Annotated in this window: 21 protein-coding genes; 19 read left to right on the forward strand and 2 right to left on the reverse strand. The window is 43.3% G+C overall.

All coding sequences use genetic code 11. The features are described from left to right. Positions 1–6 precede the first annotated feature (6 nt). The 3 genes from OCV39_RS01325 to OCV39_RS01335 all read left to right on the forward strand — a co-directional run bounded on the left by OCV39_RS01325 (position 7) and on the right by OCV39_RS01335 (position 2,123). Positions 7–207 (forward strand): YheV family putative zinc ribbon protein, encoded by a 201-nt coding sequence (locus tag OCV39_RS01325; RefSeq protein ID WP_017053164.1) that lies wholly within the window; start codon positions 7–9, stop codon positions 205–207. Between the two features lie 129 nt (positions 208–336). Then, entirely contained in the window at positions 337–930 is a 594-nt protein-coding gene (gene slyD, locus OCV39_RS01330) for a peptidylprolyl isomerase (protein WP_017053165.1), read from the forward strand. Between the two features lie 179 nt (positions 931–1,109). Then, positions 1,110–2,123, forward strand: coding sequence for an isoaspartyl peptidase/L-asparaginase family protein (locus OCV39_RS01335; RefSeq protein ID WP_261888804.1), 1,014 nt, complete (start codon positions 1,110–1,112; stop codon positions 2,121–2,123). A gap of 114 nt (positions 2,124–2,237) precedes the next feature. Here OCV39_RS01335 and OCV39_RS01340 read toward each other — a convergent pair whose 3' ends face one another. Next, on the reverse strand, positions 2,238–2,465 hold the full coding sequence (locus OCV39_RS01340) for a SlyX family protein (protein ID WP_017053167.1): 228 nt from the start codon (positions 2,463–2,465) through the stop codon (positions 2,238–2,240). Positions 2,466–2,467: 2 nt separating this feature from the next. After that, positions 2,468–3,448, reverse strand: a complete 981-nt coding sequence (locus tag OCV39_RS01345) for a WD40 repeat domain-containing protein (RefSeq protein ID WP_017053168.1) — start codon at positions 3,446–3,448, stop codon at positions 2,468–2,470. 128 nt (positions 3,449–3,576) lie between these two features. Here OCV39_RS01345 and fkpA point away from each other — a divergent pair, with 128 nt between their 5' ends. From fkpA to rplV, 16 genes are all read left to right on the forward strand, one after another. After that, positions 3,577–4,365, forward strand: a complete 789-nt coding sequence (fkpA, locus tag OCV39_RS01350) for an FKBP-type peptidyl-prolyl cis-trans isomerase (RefSeq protein ID WP_017053169.1) — start codon at positions 3,577–3,579, stop codon at positions 4,363–4,365. 196 nt (positions 4,366–4,561) lie between these two features. Further along, complete coding sequence (locus OCV39_RS01355; RefSeq protein ID WP_017053170.1) at positions 4,562–5,284, forward strand: helix-turn-helix transcriptional regulator; 723 nt, start codon at positions 4,562–4,564, stop codon at positions 5,282–5,284. Next, a complete protein-coding gene (gene tusD, locus OCV39_RS01360; RefSeq protein ID WP_261888805.1) occupies positions 5,284–5,709 on the forward strand; it encodes a sulfurtransferase complex subunit TusD in 426 nt (141 codons plus the stop codon). Before OCV39_RS01355 ends, tusD begins: the two co-directional genes overlap by 1 nt. Beyond that, positions 5,706–6,062 (forward strand): sulfurtransferase complex subunit TusC, encoded by a 357-nt coding sequence (gene tusC / locus OCV39_RS01365; protein WP_017053172.1) that lies wholly within the window; start codon positions 5,706–5,708, stop codon positions 6,060–6,062. Before tusD ends, tusC begins: the two co-directional genes overlap by 4 nt. Positions 6,063–6,079: 17 nt before the next feature. Beyond that, positions 6,080–6,361: a sulfurtransferase complex subunit TusB gene (gene tusB / locus OCV39_RS01370; protein ID WP_113797156.1), complete on the forward strand. Its 282-nt coding sequence runs from the start codon at positions 6,080–6,082 to the stop codon at positions 6,359–6,361. Between the two features lie 176 nt (positions 6,362–6,537). Next, the gene (gene rpsL / locus OCV39_RS01375; protein WP_012549145.1) at positions 6,538–6,912 is read left to right on the forward strand and encodes a 30S ribosomal protein S12; all 375 of its coding nucleotides are present in this window, start codon (positions 6,538–6,540) and stop codon (positions 6,910–6,912) included. Between the two features lie 104 nt (positions 6,913–7,016). Beyond that, positions 7,017–7,487, forward strand: coding sequence for a 30S ribosomal protein S7 (gene rpsG, locus OCV39_RS01380; RefSeq protein ID WP_012604916.1), 471 nt, complete (start codon positions 7,017–7,019; stop codon positions 7,485–7,487). Between the two features lie 170 nt (positions 7,488–7,657). Beyond that, positions 7,658–9,754, forward strand: coding sequence for an elongation factor G (gene fusA, locus OCV39_RS01385; protein ID WP_113797154.1), 2,097 nt, complete (start codon positions 7,658–7,660; stop codon positions 9,752–9,754). A 148-nt stretch (positions 9,755–9,902) separates the two neighbouring features. Continuing rightward, positions 9,903–11,087: an elongation factor Tu gene (gene tuf / locus OCV39_RS01390; protein WP_261888623.1), complete on the forward strand. Its 1,185-nt coding sequence runs from the start codon at positions 9,903–9,905 to the stop codon at positions 11,085–11,087. 428 nt (positions 11,088–11,515) lie between these two features. Next, positions 11,516–11,827, forward strand: coding sequence for a 30S ribosomal protein S10 (rpsJ, locus tag OCV39_RS01395; protein ID WP_017053625.1), 312 nt, complete (start codon positions 11,516–11,518; stop codon positions 11,825–11,827). A 14-nt stretch (positions 11,828–11,841) separates the two neighbouring features. After that, positions 11,842–12,471: a 50S ribosomal protein L3 gene (rplC, locus tag OCV39_RS01400; protein WP_017053626.1), complete on the forward strand. Its 630-nt coding sequence runs from the start codon at positions 11,842–11,844 to the stop codon at positions 12,469–12,471. A gap of 16 nt (positions 12,472–12,487) precedes the next feature. Then, entirely contained in the window at positions 12,488–13,090 is a 603-nt protein-coding gene (gene rplD, locus OCV39_RS01405) for a 50S ribosomal protein L4 (RefSeq protein ID WP_113795473.1), read from the forward strand. After that, positions 13,087–13,389: a 50S ribosomal protein L23 gene (gene rplW / locus OCV39_RS01410; protein WP_017029101.1), complete on the forward strand. Its 303-nt coding sequence runs from the start codon at positions 13,087–13,089 to the stop codon at positions 13,387–13,389. Before rplD ends, rplW begins: the two co-directional genes overlap by 4 nt. A 15-nt stretch (positions 13,390–13,404) precedes the next feature. Further along, complete coding sequence (gene rplB, locus OCV39_RS01415) at positions 13,405–14,229, forward strand: 50S ribosomal protein L2 (RefSeq protein ID WP_113795474.1); 825 nt, start codon at positions 13,405–13,407, stop codon at positions 14,227–14,229. Between the two features lie 19 nt (positions 14,230–14,248). Then, complete coding sequence (rpsS, locus tag OCV39_RS01420; protein WP_005435078.1) at positions 14,249–14,527, forward strand: 30S ribosomal protein S19; 279 nt, start codon at positions 14,249–14,251, stop codon at positions 14,525–14,527. 10 nt (positions 14,528–14,537) lie between these two features. Beyond that, positions 14,538–14,870 (forward strand): 50S ribosomal protein L22, encoded by a 333-nt coding sequence (gene rplV, locus OCV39_RS01425; protein ID WP_026026743.1) that lies wholly within the window; start codon positions 14,538–14,540, stop codon positions 14,868–14,870. Positions 14,871–14,875: the final 5 nt, after the last annotated feature.

Consider the following 14,875-nt stretch of genomic DNA (forward strand, 5'->3'; position numbering starts at 1 on the left):
CTAGACGTGAAACAGAGAAAACGCTTTATTGCAGGAGCAAGTTGTCCAAATTGTAAAACGCAAGACACCCTTCGCTGGTGGATTGAAAACAATATTGAGTTGGTTGAGTGCGTCGAATGTGACTTCACTGAGCAGCGTAAGCCTAAATCTGTAGATAAAACTGAACATGCGACACAAGAAATGATCGGTATTTTTAAACCAGAATGATTGAGTTTCGCCAATTCATCCCCATAATGTGGGGATAAGTTCTTATGTGACCTTTATTTCGTCCTAAGAGCATGATCTTCTTTAGGCCTAGTTGTCACTATCTAGAGCTTTTATTCCCTTGGAGTACACATGAAAATTGAAAAGAACGTAGTAGTAAGCGTAGCGTATCAAGTTAAACTTGAAGACGGTGTGGTTGTCGATCAATCAACAGTTGAAGCACCGCTAGATTACCTTCACGGTCACAACAACCTAATTACTGGTCTTGAAAAAGAGTTAGACGGTAAAGTTGCAGGCGATAAATTCTCAGTGACAGTATCTCCAGAAGATGCTTACGGCGAACACAGCGATGACCTAGTACAACGCGTTCCTGCTGATGTATTCCAAGGTGTTGAAGAAATTGAAGTGGGTATGCGTTTCCTAGCGGATACTGACCAAGGTCCAATTCCTGTAGAAGTAACAGAAGTTGATGGCGACGAAGTTGTTGTTGATGGTAACCACATGCTTGCTGGCCAAACTCTAACGTTTGACGTTGAAGTTGTAGCGGTTCGTGAAGCAACGGCAGAAGAAGCTGAACACGGTCATGTACACCAAGAGGGCGGTTGTGGTGGCCACGGTCATGATCACGACCATGAAGGCGGTTGTTGTGGTGGCGAAGGCCATGATCACGACCACGGTGAGAAGAAAGAAGGCTGCTGCGGTGGCGGCGGTTGTGGTTCTCACTAATTCCGCATTGAAATGATTTCTAAAACCCTCCAGCTCGGAGGGTTTTTTTATGCCTTTAATTTAAGGCCCTTTCTGATCTGACAGGTTGACTAATGACAGGCTGGCACGGATATTAAGTGCTAATGAATAGTCTGCTGATACTGAGCGGAACGCTATATTTCTACATAAAAGGGTGTTTTATGCGTCAACCATTTTCTATCGCGATACATGGTGGTGCGGGTACGATTTTGCGTGAGCAGATGAGTGACGCGCTAAAGTTGGGTATTTTAACCACCTTAGAGAAATCGGTGAGAGCTGGCTATGATATTTTACAAACGGAAGGTGATGCGGCGGATGCGGTTGTCGCCGCGGTGAAAGTGATGGAGGATTGCCCACACTTTAATGCTGGTAAAGGTTCAGTGTTAACTCATCAAGAATTCATCGAGATGGACGCTTCAGTGATGCATGGGAAAAAGATGGATGCTGGAGCCGTTGCTGGGGTTCGCCATATAAGAAATCCGATTGAATTAGCCCGCGATGTGATGAGAAAAAGTGATCACGTGTTACTGATGGGCGAAGGGGCGGAGCAGTTTGCTTTCGATCAGGGCTACCAATATACCGAACAAGATTACTTCCTTACCGACCGTCGTTATGAGCAGCTTCAATCGATGAAAGAGAAAGGTTTGTTTGCGCTTTCAGAAGCCTCTTATGAGCACTCTTATGATCAACAGAAGCAGCAATTAGAATCGCCTCTGACAGGAAGCCAAACTGCTTCAGCGTATCCTGATGATAATAAATATGGCACCGTTGGAGCCGTCGCACTGGATCAGCAAGGTAACTTGGCGGCCGCAACGAGTACGGGCGGCGTCACCAATAAAAAATATGGTCGTGTTGGCGATTCACCCATAATAGGGGCGGGTACGGTTGCTGAAAACGGTAATGTCGCGGTCTCTACAACGGGGATGGGCGAATTTTTCTTACGTAAAATGGTGGCCGGAGATGTGGCTGCTCGTATGCGTTATTTGAAAGAAAATGTACACACGGCTTGTGAGAATATTATTCAGGGGGATCTAAAAGCGATGGGAGGAGAGGGCGGATTGATCGCGGTTGATGCGCAAGGGGATATCCACTTTGCAATGAATAGCTCAGGAATGTATCGCGCGAGTATTGATGTCGATGGGAACTTCAGTGTCAAAATTTACGCAGATGAATAGGACTTAGTTTTCCTTGTTGTTATCCCTACTGACTTTAGATGTAAGAAGCTTATCTAATAAAATAAGCTTCTTATTGAATCGAGAACTCAGGGAGTAAAGACAAGACTCATCACATTAATAGTGAGGTGGAGGTGTCTCTTCCGTTGGATCGGCTAAATTCGAAGAGTCCATATTTTTCACTTTTCCGACAACAAACTTCATCTGATCTTGCATACGAGTGATCAAAAATTGTTGTTGGCTTAAAGCATCGTTGAGTTCATCAATCGTCTGCTCTTGGAATGCCAGTTTGCACTCAAGATCATTGATGCGATCTTCGAGCTGTTGAATGTTTTTATCAGTCATGATTAATCGTCTAGTTTCCAAGCTTGAGCTATGCCAGCAGACGTGGCTGTTATCACACGTTGCTGTAAATCGAAGGCTGCATCATACACCACTGCGCGTGGAGGACGAGCATCTTTTAGCGGTTCGACTTCAAAACCATCAGTGCGTTTACCGCTTTTTGTATCCCAAACCATCACTCGGCCAGAGGGCGTTCCTGTAATGAGTTGCGAACCATCATCAGAAAATCGAGCGGCAGAAAAAATAAGCTGGCGTGATAAGCTACTTAGTGCTGACACCTTCTCACCGGTTTCTAAATTCCACACAAATGCACCATTTCCGCCATCAGAGGTAAAGGCAAGTTTGCCATCTCTCTGTAGCGCGACGCGATTCACGCGCTGCTCATGTTCAAAGGTGCGCAGCACTAAACCGGATTGGGTATCCCACAGGTAGGCTTTGTAATCGTTCCCTCCAGAAAGCGCAAAGCGACCATTCGGCGAAATCGCAACAGAATTAATTTTTTCTCTATGCGCAAGGAACTCTATGCGTCTTCCGGTGACTAAGTCCACATAAATAGCTTTACCATTTGATAAACCTAGTAGAACTTGGTCACCATTACTGGCGATATCAACATCGCGAATTAAACCATCAGAGATAGACCATAGCCCTTCAGATTGGCTCCAAGCCAAATCCCAAACGGCAAAGTTTATTTGACTGGCGGTAATCGCAAAACGGCCATTGTCAGAAATGCGAATACGAGATACGGTATTCGCTTGTGGATCTTGTTCGCCAAGTTGAGCCAGTTGCTTTCCTTCAACAAGATCCCAAAAGAGTAAATGGCTCTGTTTTGAATAGAGTAGCGCAAATCGACCATCACGACTGAGCGCGAAGCTGGTGGAGCCTTGAGGTTCAATTTCCCAACGCTGTTCATCTTTGCTCGAAAAAAAACACCCATTTAACATGGTGATGACAATGGCACATAGTATTGAGTGAGAAATTATTCGCATCAGCTCTCATAATCCAGTTTGTGTCTAAAGACATATAACTAGTATATTGGAACAACAATTTAATGCACCCATCTAAACATGAGATTTGTGCACCATAACAAATGGCTAGTCCATCTTTGGAGAAATAAATGAAATCGATTTTTAAAGTGTCGCTACTTGCAGCAACAGTAATGCTAGCAGTGGGTTGCCAAAAAGAAGAAGCACCAAAAGTAGAAACGGCACCAGCAGAGCAAGTTCAAGCAGAAGCCGGCAAAACCGTTCACTTTAAAACAGAAGATGATAAAGCGGCATACGCAATTGGCGTGTCATTCGCAAACTACTTGAGCACAAGTATTGATAAACCGAGTGAAATTGGTATCGATCTAAATAAAGAGTTGGTTCTTAAAGGTATCGAACACGTTTTTGCGGGTAACCCAGAAATGAGTGAAGAAGATACTCGTGCCGCGTTGGAATCTTTAGACAAGCGCGTTTCAGAAAAAATGCAAGCACAAGCTGCAGAAAAGTCAGCAGCAGCAAAGAAAGCGGGCGATGATTTCCGTGCGAACTTCGAAAAACAAGAAGGCGTAACGAAAACAGAATCAGGCTTGCTGTACCAAGTAATGTCAAAAGCTGAAGGTGAATCACCAAAAGATACCGATACTGTTGAAGTGCACTACAAAGGCACATTGATTGACGGTACTCAATTTGATAGCTCTTATGATCGTGGCCAACCAGCAACCTTCCCTCTTAACCGCGTAATTCCAGGTTGGACTGAAGGTGTTCAACTGATGCAAGTGGGTTCTAAATACAAGTTTGTTATCCCTTCAGAATTAGCGTACGGCGCACAAGATACGCCAACGATTCCAGCAAACTCAACACTGGTATTTGAAGTGGAATTATTGAGCATTGATAACGGAACTAAAACTGCAGTTCAGTAATATCTAAACACTATTTCTAATAAAGCCTGAAGCGATTCAGGCTTTTTTTATGCAGGAAGATAAAGGTTATAGCGCTAATTTTGTAAGAGATTAGTTGTTTTAAATCACTAGTTAGCCAGTTACATTGATGTGCAATTAAAATTTTCTGATAAACTTACATCAATTTGTTGATTTTTCGTTCTAAGGCTAATTTAAAGTGACAACCACAGAAACAGTAAATGCTGATATGTTGCTCGAAATGGAATCCGTTACCGTGATGCCATTTAGTGAGCATGACAAAATCATTCTTAAATCTTATGAAGCCGTGGTCGATGGAATTGCCAGTCTCATTGGGCCATTCTGTGAAATTGTTTTGCACTCTTTAGAAGATCTAAATACATCGGCGATTAAAATTGCCAACGGTGAAAATACAGGACGTCAAGTCGGATCACCCATCACCGATTTAGCGCTGAGAATGTTAAAGGATATTGAAGGCTCAAAACGCAACTTTTCTCGTTCATATTTCACCCGTGCAAAGGGTGGGGTGCTAATGAAATCTATCACAGTTGCAATACGTAACGGTGAAGAGCGAGTGATTGGTTTATTGTGTATTAACGTTAATTTAGACGCGCCATTCTCCCAAGTATTACAGTCGTTTATGCCAACACAAGAAGCGGAAGAAGCGGCGTCATCAGTTAACTTCGCAAGTGATGTTGAAGAGTTGGTTGACCAAACGGTTGAGCGCACAATTGAAGATATTAATGCCGATAAATCGGTATCGAATAATACTAAGAATCGCCAAATCGTAATGGAACTTTACGACAAAGGGATTTTTGATATTAAAGATGCTATCAACCGTGTCGCGGATCGCTTGAACATCTCAAAACATACCGTCTATTTGTATATTCGCCAGCGTAAAGTTGAAGATGGAGAGGCGTAATGGCCTCTGAAAATAAAGCGCAACAAGCGGCTGAAAAACTCACATATACACTGGTTGTTAATGGCTCAGTTTATGGGAGTCAATCCGCAAGAACGGCGTATCTGTTTGCTCAAGCATTGCTCGAAAAAGGGCACCATTTGGTCAGTGTCTTTTTTTATCAAGATGGTGTTAATAACGGCTCTCGCCTTACCGTGCCAGCGAATGATGAATTTGATCTCGTCAAACATTGGCAAGAGTTAGCTGAGCAACATTCAGTAAGGTTAGAGACTTGCGTAGCGGCGGCATTACGTCGTGGTATTGTCAGCGAGAACGAGTCTAAGCAACACGGTTTAGACTCCGACAACTTAGCCAGTCGTTTTAATCAAAGTGGCTTAGGCTCATTAGCAGAAGCATTATTGATGCAAGATAGAGTGGTACAATTTTGAAGTCGATTGCGTTTGTGTTTAAAAGCTCTCCTCATACGACAAGCAAAGGGCGCGAAGGCTTAGATGCTTTATTGGCGGCCTCTGCATACAGTGAGAACATCCATGTGTTTTTTATCGCAGAGGGCGTTGCTCAGCTTATTTTAAATCAGCAACCGGAAGTTATTTTAGGACGAGATTACATCAGCGCGTTCAAACTGATGGAATTATACGAGATTGAAAATATCTATGCCTGTCAGGAAAGTTATGAACATATGGGGTTGTTAAAAACGGCAACAATTTTAGAACCTGAGTGGTTATCCAAAAGTGAAATTACGGCCAAACTTCAGCGTTGTAATAAGATCCTTACCTTCTAGTTTTAAGAGATGAAATTATGCTTCATATCGTGAAAACCCCCCATCAAATACCTTCTGTTTTAGCGTATTTAGCTGATCAAGATGCCGTGATTTTGGTCGAAGATTCAATTTATGCGATTAATGAAGGTCATTTCTCGCATTTTTTGCTGAAAAATTGTCCAGCTTCAGTTTTTTTTCTTTCGAACGATGCATTGGCCAGAGGTTTGACTTTATCGATAAATGAATTTATTCAACATGTTGATTTTGAAGGGTTTGTTGAGCTAACTGTTGCGCATGAGCAATCAATGACATGGGAGTAATTCCAACTCTAATTTCTCGCACACTGCTAGATGGCTAAAATAAATGCGATCTTGATTGTATATTTCTTGACACACCCCTCACTGCTGAATAGAATTTTGCGTCCCTATTTATACTAAGTATCGATAGGGCTAGATTTTTCACAAAGCTTACTTTCAAGTAATTCAGGAGCTATTTAATGGCAACTATTAACCAGTTGGTACGCCAGCCTCGTGCAAAGCAAGTTGTTAAAAGCAACGTGCCAGCACTAGAAGCGTGCCCACAAAAACGTGGTGTATGTACTCGCGTATATACTACTACTCCAAAAAAACCGAACTCAGCATTACGTAAAGTATGTCGTGTTCGTCTAACTAACGGCTTTGAAGTTACTTCATACATCGGCGGCGAAGGTCACAACCTTCAAGAACACAGTGTTGTTCTTATCCGTGGTGGTCGTGTTAAAGATTTACCAGGTGTGCGTTACCACACTGTACGTGGCGCACTTGACTGTGCTGGCGTAAACGACCGTAAGAAAGGTCGTTCTAAGTATGGTGTTAAACGTCCTAAGTCTTAATGCGTCTTTTTTAAAAAGAAAGCGTTAAGTAAGGCCAAACACTATTTTATTTATTATTCTGAAAAGTTTTGGAAAAAACCTGAAGAAGACAACGGAGAATATCCATGCCACGTCGTCGCGTTATAGGCCAGCGTAAGATCCTTCCAGATCCTAAGTTCAAATCTGAGCTGCTGGCAAAATTCGTTAACATCCTTATGGTTGACGGAAAGAAATCTACTGCAGAGAAAATTGTTTACACTGCACTAGAAGTTATGGCTGAGAAATCTGGTAAAGATCACTTAGCTGTATTTGAAGAAGCTCTTGAAAATGTTCGTCCTGCGGTAGAAGTTAAATCTCGCCGTGTGGGTGGTTCAACTTACCAAGTACCTGTAGAAGTTCGTCCGGTTCGCCGTAACGCTCTTGCTATGCGTTGGGTAGTTGAAGCTGCGCGTAAGCGTGGTGAAAAATCTATGGCTCAACGCCTAGCTGCTGAAATGCTAGACGCGTCTGAGAACAAAGGTACTTCGGTTAAGAAACGTGAAGACGTTCACCGTATGGCTGATGCTAACAAAGCATTCGCACATTACCGCTGGTAATACCTTTTTAGTGCTGCGGGCTTGCCTGCAGCACTTCTTTATTTTCTAAGCTTTCCTTTTTAAAAACCATATTTAAAAAGAGATAGAAAATAGGGTTTATTCATATTTCTAAAGTGATTGTTAAATTACATTTTTAATATTAATAGTCCCTACATAATGAGGATACAATCGTGGCTCGTAAAACTCCTATTGAGCGCTACCGTAATATCGGTATCTGTGCGCACGTAGATGCAGGTAAAACAACCACAACTGAGCGTATTCTGTTCTATACTGGCCTTTCTCATAAAATCGGTGAAGTTCACGATGGTGCGGCTACCATGGACTGGATGGAGCAGGAGCAAGAACGTGGTATCACTATCACTTCAGCTGCGACTACTACATTCTGGCGTGGTATGGATGCGCAATTCCAAGATCATCGAATCAATATCATCGATACCCCAGGACACGTAGACTTTACCATTGAAGTAGAACGCTCATTACGCGTACTTGATGGTGCCGTTGTCGTTTTCTGTGGTTCATCTGGTGTAGAACCTCAATCTGAAACCGTATGGCGCCAAGCTGACAAATACAACGTTCCTCGTCTTGTGTTTGTTAACAAAATGGACCGTACCGGAGCAGATTTTCTGCGCGTAATAGAACAAATTAAAGAACGTCTTGGTGCTAATCCTGTTCCTATTCACCTAAATATTGGTGAGGAAGAGAATTTCAAAGGTGTAATCGACCTTATCAAGATGAAAGCGATCAACTGGAATGAAGCCGATCAAGGCATGACCTTCTCATACGAGGAGATTCCAGCTGATATGCAGGAATTGGCAGATGAGTGGCATAATAACCTTGTTGAAGCAGCTGCGGAAGCAACTGAAGAGCTAATGGATAAGTACCTTGAAGAAGGTGAATTAACAGAAGCTGAGATCAAGGAAGCGTTACGAATTCGTACTCTGAATAATGAAATCGTACTGGCCACTTGTGGTAGTGCATTCAAAAACAAAGGTGTACAAGCTGTTCTTGATGCTGTTGTTGAATATTTGCCTTCTCCAATTGATGTTCCAGCAATTCAAGGTTTGGATGAAGATGAAAATGAAGTTGAACGTCATGCAGACGACAATGAACCATTTTCAGCTCTTGCATTTAAAATTGCGACAGACCCATTTGTTGGCACTTTAACTTTCGTACGTGTTTATTCTGGAGTGGTTGAAAGTGGAAAAACCGCTTACAACTCGGTGAAGAAACAGCGTGAACGTTTAGGGCGCATTGTTCAAATGCATTCAAATAAACGTGAAGAAGTGAAAGAAGTGCGAGCAGGTGACATCGCGGCTATTATTGGCTTAAAAGATGTAACTACTGGTGAAACACTGTGTGATCAGAACCATAAGATTGTTCTTGAGCGCATGGAGTTCCCAGATCCAGTTATTCAGATCGTTGTAGAGCCAAGCTCTCAAGCTGATCAAGATAAAATGACTATTGCGTTAAGCAAACTTGCTGCAGAAGATCCCTCATTCCGCGTTGATATGGACGATGAAACGGGTCAAACCCTGATTTCAGGTATGGGTGAACTGCATTTGGATATCATCGTTGACCGCATGAAGCGCGAATTTAACGTGAACTGCAATGTTGGTAATCCACAAGTCGCTTACCGTGAAACTATCCGTGGCACAGCGAAAGCTGAAGGTAAATTTATCCGCGAACACGGTGGTAAAGGGCAATACGGTCACGTATGGCTGAAACTAGAACCGTCTGAAACGGGTGAAGGTTTTGTCTTCGTAAATGAAATTGCCAATGGTACAGTACCGAAAGAGTACATCAGCTCAGTATCGAAAGGTATTGAAGAGCAGATGAACAATGGTGTTCTTGCTGGTTATCCTGTATTGGATATTAAAGCGACACTGTATGATGGTTCTTACCATGAAGTAGATTCAAGTGAGATGGCGTTTACAATCGCTGCCTCTATGGCTTTCAGAACTGGCGCTCTCGAAGCTCAACCAGTTCTGCTTGAGCCTGTGATGAAAGTTGAAGTAACTACTCCAGAAGACTGGATGGGTGATGTTGTTGGCGATATTAACCGTCGCCGGGGCCTCATCGAAGGTATGGACGAGGGAACAGCTGGCCTGAAGATAATTCGTGCACAAGTTCCGTTGTCTGTCATGTTCGGTTACGCAACTGATTTACGTTCTGCGACACAAGGTCGTGCTTCTTACTCTATGGAGTTTAGTGAGTACGCCGAAGTGCCAAAAAATGTTGCAAATGCAATCATTGCAGAGCGTGGTTAAACAAGCAGGATGTATATTTCTCCAATTTTTTGAAGAATCCATACGTCCAAATATTGCGCTGACGAGAGTTGGCGCATAAAATAGCAAATTCTGGCGCGTCTCGATCAATAATGATCGTGGCGAATCATAACTAGGAAGGAACACGCTCGTGTCTAAAGAAAAATTTGAACGTACGAAACCGCACGTAAACGTTGGTACTATCGGCCACGTTGACCACGGTAAAACAACTCTAACTGCTGCTATCTGTACTACACTTTCAAAAGTGTACGGTGGTGAAGCTAAAGACTTCGCATCTATCGATAACGCTCCAGAAGAGCGTGAGCGCGGTATCACAATCGCAACTTCTCACGTTGAGTACGATACTCCAGAACGTCACTACGCACACGTAGATTGCCCAGGACACGCGGATTATGTTAAAAACATGATCACTGGTGCTGCGCAAATGGACGGTGGTATCCTAGTTGTTGCTGCGACAGATGGCCCTATGCCACAAACTCGTGAGCACATCCTACTTGGTCGTCAAGTTGGTATTCCTTACATCATCGTATTCATGAACAAATGTGACATGGTTGATGATGAAGAGCTTCTTGAGCTAGTAGAAATGGAAGTTCGTGAACTTCTTTCTGAATACGAATACCCTGGTGATGATCTTCCAGTAATTCAAGGTTCTGCTCTTGGCGCTCTAAACGGCGAAAAACAGTGGGAAGATAAAATCGTTGAGCTTGCAGAAGCTCTAGATTCTTACATTCCTCTTCCAGAGCGTGCTGTAGACCTTCCGTTCCTACTTCCTATTGAAGATGTATTCTCAATTCAAGGTCGTGGTACTGTTGTAACTGGTCGTATCGAGCGCGGTATCCTACGCGTAGGTGACGAAGTAGAAATCGTTGGTATCAAAGAAACTACAGTAACTACATGTACTGGTGTTGAAATGTTCCGTAAACTGCTTGACGAAGGTCGTGCAGGTGAGAACGTTGGTGCACTTCTACGTGGTACTAAGCGTGATGACGTTGAACGTGGCCAAGTACTTGCTGCTAAAGGTTCTATCAACCCACATACTAAGTTTGAGTCTGAAGTATACGTACTTTCTAAAGACGAAGGCGGCCGTCACACTCCTTTCTTCAAAGGTTACCGTCCACAGTTCTACTTCCGTACAACTGACGTAACAGGCGATATCACACTTCCAGAAGGTGTTGAAATGGTAATGCCTGGTGACAACGTTCAAATGACGGTTGAGCTAATCGCTCCAATCGCAATGGACGACGGTCTACGCTTCGCAATCCGTGAAGGTGGCCGTACAGTTGGTGCTGGTGTTGTTGCTAAAATCTTCGCTTAATTTCGAATGATTTTGCACTCTTATTATTAAGAGCCGCATTGATGAAAAAAGGAAGCTTCGGCTTCCTTTTTTATTGTTGGTAATGAATCCCCCTCTGAATTTTCCTCGATATAAAGCTTAAAATTCTTCTTCGATTATTTTTTCACCCAAACTATTGCATCCTAAACTGTGATCTGTATAATGCATCGCACTGGTTAAGCCAGTTGTGAACCAATAAGCATCGAGGAGCAAAACCTATTAGGTTTTGGTAATGTATACTCAGCTCATGTTCGCGGTTAATATTAATTAGTTTACTAATTATAGTTAGCTGACAATGTGTCCTAATTTTGGATACTACGGTTTCACATAAATCAATCGGCATTCACTCGTCTTAACGAGTTTGAGTGGCGATATTGTTTGTGTAATTTATTAAACTGGAGCTCTGTCTCATGCAGAACCAACGTATTCGTATCCGTCTAAAGGCGTTTGATTACAAGCTAATCGATCAGTCTACAGCGGAAATCGTTGAAACAGCAAAACGTACCGGCGCACAGGTTCGTGGTCCTATTCCACTACCTACTCGTAAAGAGCGTTTTACTATTCTTGTCTCTCCACACGTTAACAAAGATGCTCGTGACCAGTACGAAATCCGTACTCACAAGCGTTTGATCGATATCGTTGAGCCAACAGATAAAACTGTTGATGCTCTAATGCGTCTTGATCTAGCTGCTGGCGTTGATGTACAAATTAGCCTAGGTTAAGGGAGATTAGAATAATGATTGGTCTAGTCGGACGTAAAGTGGGTATGACCCGCGTATTTACCGAAGAAGGCGTTTCTATCCCAGTAACTGTTGTTGAGGTTGAAGCGAACCGTGTTTCTCAAGTTAAAACACTTGAAAACGACGGCTACGCAGCAATCCAAGTAACTGCTGGTACTAAGAAAGCTAACCGTGTATCTAAGCCAGAAGCTGGTCACTTTGCGAAAGCAGGTGTTGAAGCGGGCCGCGGTCTTTGGGAATTCCGTTTAGAAAACGGAGAAGAGTTTGAAGTTGGCGCTGAGCTAAACGTAGAACTTTTCAATGAAATTAAAAAAGTAGACGTTACTGGCACATCTAAAGGTAAAGGCTTCCAAGGCGTAGTTAAGCGTTGGAATTTCTCTACACAAGATATGACTCACGGTAACTCTTTGTCTCACCGTGCACCGGGTTCAATTGGCCAATGTCAAACTCCAGGTCGCGTGTTTAAAGGCAAAAAAATGGCAGGTCACATGGGAGCTGAGCGTGTAACGACTCAAAACCTAGAGATCGTACGTGTTGACGCTGAGCGTAATCTACTCCTTATTAAAGGTGCAGTACCAGGCTCAACAGGTGGCAACGTGATCGTCAAACCTGCTGTTAAAGCATAACGTCTAGGAGTAAGTAATGGAATTGATGGTTAAAGGTGCCGATGCACTAACTGTTTCCGAGACTACTTTCGGACGTGACTTTAACGAAGCTCTAGTACACCAAGTGGTTGTTGCATATGCAGCAGGTGCTCGTCAAGGTACTCGTGCTCAAAAGACTCGTTCTGAAGTATCTGGCGGCGGTGCTAAGCCATGGCGTCAAAAAGGTACTGGCCGCGCTCGTGCTGGTACAATTCGTAGCCCAATCTGGCGTTCAGGTGGTGTTACTTTTGCTGCGAAACCACAAGATCACAGCCAAAAAGTTAACAAGAAAATGTACCGCGGTGCTATGAAGAGCATTCTTTCTGAGCTAGTTCGTCAAGAGCGTTTAATCGTTGTTGATAACTTCTCTGTAGAAGCTCCAAAGACAAAAGAATTAGTAGCTAAGCTTAATGAACTTGAGCTAAGTGACGTTCTGATTGTAACTGGCGAAGTAGATGAGAATCTATTCTTAGCTGCTCGTAACCTATACAAAGTTGATGCACGTGACGTTGCTGGTATTGATCCAGTATCTCTAATTGCATTCAACAAGGTTCTAATGACTGCTGACGCAGTTAAGCAAGTTGAGGAGATGCTGGCATGATCACTGAAGAGCGTCTACTAAAAGTTCTACGTGCTCCACACATCTCTGAAAAAGCAACTATGGCAGCTGAAAAAGCGAACACTATCGTTTTTAAAGTAGCTAAAGATGCGACTAAGAAAGAGATCAAAGCAGCTGTAGAAAAGCTATTTGAAGTTGAAGTTAAGTCAGTAAATACTCTTGTTCTCAAGGGTAAGACCAAACGTCAAGGTATGCGTGAAGGCCGTCGTTCAGACGTTAAGAAAGCCTACGTTACTTTGAAAGAAGGTCAAGATCTTGACTTCGTTGGCGGTGCGGAATAACAGGAGTAGTTAAAAATGGCTATTGTTAAATGTAAGCCGACTTCCCCTGGTCGTCGTCACGTCGTTAAAGTTGTTAACGCTGACCTTCACAAGGGTAAGCCATACGCTCCACTTTTAGAGAAAAACTCTAAAAATGGTGGTCGTAACAACAACGGTCGTATTACAGTACGTCACATCGGTGGTGGTCATAAACATCATTACCGTTTAATTGACTTTAAACGTACTAAAGACGGTATTCCAGCGAAAGTTGAACGTCTAGAATACGATCCAAACCGTAGCGCTAACATCGCTCTAGTTCTGTACGCAGACGGTGAGCGTCGTTACATTATTGCACCAAAAGGTGTTCAAGCTGGTGATCAGATCCAATCTGGTGCGGATGCAGCAATTAAAGCAGGTAACACTCTGCCAATGCGCAACATCCCAGTAGGTTCTACTGTACACTGTGTTGAACTTAAACCTGGTAAAGGTGCACAACTAGCTCGTTCGGCTGGTGCTTATGCTCAAATCGTTGCTCGCGACGGTGCATACGTAACTATCCGTTTACGTTCTGGTGAAATGCGCAAAGTACTTTCTGAAGGCCGTGCAACTATCGGTGAAGTTGGTAACTCTGAGCATATGCTACGTGAACTTGGTAAAGCTGGTGCTAACCGCTGGCGCGGTGTTCGTCCTACCGTCCGCGGTGTGGTTATGAACCCAGTTGATCACCCACACGGTGGTGGTGAAGGTCGCACATCTGGCGGTCGTCACCCTGTATCACCTTGGGGTATGCCTACTAAAGGCTTCAAGACTCGTAAGAATAAATCTACTGACAAGTACATTGTACGTCGTCGTAATAAGTAATCTATAAAGAGGAATCGCCATGCCACGTTCTCTCAAGAAAGGTCCTTTCATTGACCTACACTTGCTGAAGAAGGTAGAGAAAGCGGTGGAAAGCGGAGACAAAAAGCCTATTAAGACTTGGTCCCGTCGCTCAATGATCATCCCAACAATGATTGGTTTGACCATCGCTGTCCATAATGGTCGTCAGCACGTACCAGTTTTCGTTACCGAAGAAATGATCGGTCACAAACTGGGCGAATTCGCACCAACTCGCACTTATCGCGGCCATGCTGCAGATAAGAAAGCTAAGAAGCGTTAAGGAGTAGATGATGGAAGCACTAGCTAAACATAACTTTGCTCGCATTTCGCCTCAGAAAGCTCGCTTAGTTGCAGACCAAATTCGCGGTAAATCTGTTGATCAGGCTCTAGAAATTTTAACATTCAGCAACAAAAAAGCTGCTGTGTTAATCAAGAAAGTTCTTGAATCAGCAATCGCCAACGCGGAACACAACGAAGGTGCAGATATTGATGATCTTAATGTCGCTAAAATCTTCGTAGATGAAGGCCCTATCATGAAGCGCATTATGCCTCGTGCTAAAGGTCGTGCGGATCGTATCTTGAAGCGTTCAAGCCACATCAGCATCGTTGTAGCTGATCGCTAGAGACT

It is taken from the genome of Vibrio cortegadensis, from assembly GCF_024347395.1.
GTDB classification, from domain to species: Bacteria; Pseudomonadota; Gammaproteobacteria; order Enterobacterales; family Vibrionaceae; genus Vibrio; species Vibrio cortegadensis.

Bases quoted from the DNA above. Each gene is read 5' to 3' on its own strand.
- slyD (WP_017053165.1), top strand. From the start codon at position 337: ATGAAAATTGAAAAGAACGTAGTAGTAAGCGTAGCGTATCAAGTTAAA.
- OCV39_RS01335 (WP_261888804.1), top strand. From the start codon at position 1,110: ATGCGTCAACCATTTTCTATCGCGATACATGGTGGTGCGGGTACGATT.
- OCV39_RS01340 (WP_017053167.1), bottom strand. From the start codon at position 2,465: ATGACTGATAAAAACATTCAACAGCTCGAAGATCGCATCAATGATCTT.
- OCV39_RS01345 (WP_017053168.1), bottom strand. From the start codon at position 3,448: ATGCGAATAATTTCTCACTCAATACTATGTGCCATTGTCATCACCATG.
- fkpA (WP_017053169.1), top strand. From the start codon at position 3,577: ATGAAATCGATTTTTAAAGTGTCGCTACTTGCAGCAACAGTAATGCTA.
- tusD (WP_261888805.1), top strand. From the start codon at position 5,284: ATGGCCTCTGAAAATAAAGCGCAACAAGCGGCTGAAAAACTCACATAT.
- tusB (WP_113797156.1), top strand. From the start codon at position 6,080: ATGCTTCATATCGTGAAAACCCCCCATCAAATACCTTCTGTTTTAGCG.
- rpsL (WP_012549145.1), top strand. From the start codon at position 6,538: ATGGCAACTATTAACCAGTTGGTACGCCAGCCTCGTGCAAAGCAAGTT.
- rpsG (WP_012604916.1), top strand. From the start codon at position 7,017: ATGCCACGTCGTCGCGTTATAGGCCAGCGTAAGATCCTTCCAGATCCT.
- rpsJ (WP_017053625.1), top strand. From the start codon at position 11,516: ATGCAGAACCAACGTATTCGTATCCGTCTAAAGGCGTTTGATTACAAG.
- rplC (WP_017053626.1), top strand. From the start codon at position 11,842: ATGATTGGTCTAGTCGGACGTAAAGTGGGTATGACCCGCGTATTTACC.
- rplD (WP_113795473.1), top strand. From the start codon at position 12,488: ATGGAATTGATGGTTAAAGGTGCCGATGCACTAACTGTTTCCGAGACT.
- rplW (WP_017029101.1), top strand. From the start codon at position 13,087: ATGATCACTGAAGAGCGTCTACTAAAAGTTCTACGTGCTCCACACATC.
- rplB (WP_113795474.1), top strand. From the start codon at position 13,405: ATGGCTATTGTTAAATGTAAGCCGACTTCCCCTGGTCGTCGTCACGTC.
- rpsS (WP_005435078.1), top strand. From the start codon at position 14,249: ATGCCACGTTCTCTCAAGAAAGGTCCTTTCATTGACCTACACTTGCTG.
- rplV (WP_026026743.1), top strand. From the start codon at position 14,538: ATGGAAGCACTAGCTAAACATAACTTTGCTCGCATTTCGCCTCAGAAA.